1 protein-coding gene is annotated in these 1,672 nt (G+C 31.7%); it reads right to left on the bottom strand.

The genetic code is table 11. From position 1 onward, the window contains the following. Positions 1-1,084 (bottom strand): hypothetical protein (locus IAI56_RS15630; protein WP_187658745.1); only part of this gene is annotated, 1,084 nt, incomplete at its 3' end. Positions 1,085-1,672: the final 588 nt, after the last annotated feature.

Here is a 1,672-nt window from a genome sequence, read left to right as displayed (position 1 = left end):
CATCTAAATCTCCAAAATAATCCCTTTCCCCTTTTATAACAAAACCCATTTTGCGGGTTAGTAAATATTGTTCGTAGGCTAAAGGTAAATGTTCGGCTGTTTTCTTGGCATAATAACTATTGTATGCCATTTCAACTGCTTCTTTAATATCAAAATGACCTTCTATAGGAACATCTTCATTAGCTTCTGCTAATTCTCTAAACATATCTTCATAGCTGCTAGTATCGTTATAATCCTCAATTGCCATTCTGTAATATTGATCCCGTTTTTGAGTGAGTTGGTCTTCAAAATTGCTAAATAAAAACGACATCATTGCACGGTCTGATGCGCTAAGATAAGGTCGATTATCAGTTAGTTTTATGGGCTGGTCTTTTTGTCTTTCTTCTATTTCTTTTCTTTGATTGTCAAACCAAATGCCTCTATAAAATTCTTCTTTTTCACCTCTAATGTCTGGCAAAGACAACAAACTTGCTGTGCCAGTATGGTTATAATGAAATTGATACCATTCTGGTATTGTAGACTCTTCGTCATCTTCATCATAACCTCCTTTTATTTCGTCATAGTCTTGCCATTCTCGATCCCAAAATTCATTTGCAAAATTAAGTCCAGTTTCTGATAAAAATTCTTGATAGAGTTCAATATCACTTTCTGAAATGGGTTTTAAAAAGGGACAATTCAATACTTCATCTTCCCATTTTTTAAAGTCAATACATTTTTCCACGCCGTTGAGCTTAATCTGTTCAGCGCGCCACTGGCATTGTAAATCAAAAAGTTGTTTTTGTTGAATGCATTTTAGTTGCTCATGGGCTAAGTCAATCCATTTTGTACGTTCGTCTTCGGCTAACTTGATGTACATATCACCATAACGATATACTTGATATTTATGGTTAACATAATGCGTAATAAAAGCTTCAACAGAGATTTTTTTGTATTTATCTAAATGAGCTTGAATTTCTTTGTTTTGCTCTATTTCTTGTCGCCACTTGATTTTGAGTTCTTTTTCTTCTTCAATGAGGCGTTTTTCTTCGGCAAGTTTATTTTGAGTGTATTGGTCTAATTGATACTCTTTGCTTTCCTCGTCCATAATAAAGAATTTTGATACAAGCAATTTATTAATTTTTTTTAAAATCAAAACCTTTTTAACACTATATTTTTATTAAATAGCAGATTGTTTTGTTTTTGTTGATTCTTTTTTAAAAAAAAATTGATGTTGTAAAATCTTTTTAAATGGATGAAAAATGTTTTTTTACCGCCGAATTATTTTTTTTCGAAGCTGAAAAATAATTTTTCGAGGCTGAAGAATTAATTTACGATGTGGAAGAATATTTTTTCGACGTGGAAAAATAATTCTACGTCGTCGCAAAATAATTCTGCGTTGTCGCCAAATTATTTTGCGAGCTGAAAAATTATTTTGCGCTGTGGAAAAACTATTTTGCGTCGTCGCCAAACTATTTTGCGTGGTCGTAAAAATATTCTTCCACGTCGTAAAAATATTTTACGAGGCTGAAAAATTATTTTTCACCGTTGAAAAAACATTTTGCGACGACGCAAAATTATTCTACGTCGTCGCCAAATTATTTTGTGTTGTCGCCAAATTATTTTGCGGAGCATAAAAAACTGTTTTTAGAATAGATTATTTTAGTTAGAAAGAAAAAAAATGTAATTTTTTTTT

Origin of the sequence: Flavobacterium macrobrachii, assembly GCF_014486675.1 — a bacterium.
Classification (GTDB): Bacteria; Bacteroidota; Bacteroidia; order Flavobacteriales; family Flavobacteriaceae; genus Flavobacterium; species Flavobacterium macrobrachii.
Note: the sequence above shows the minus strand (reverse complement) of the source record. Positions and strands in the feature narration are given on the sequence as shown.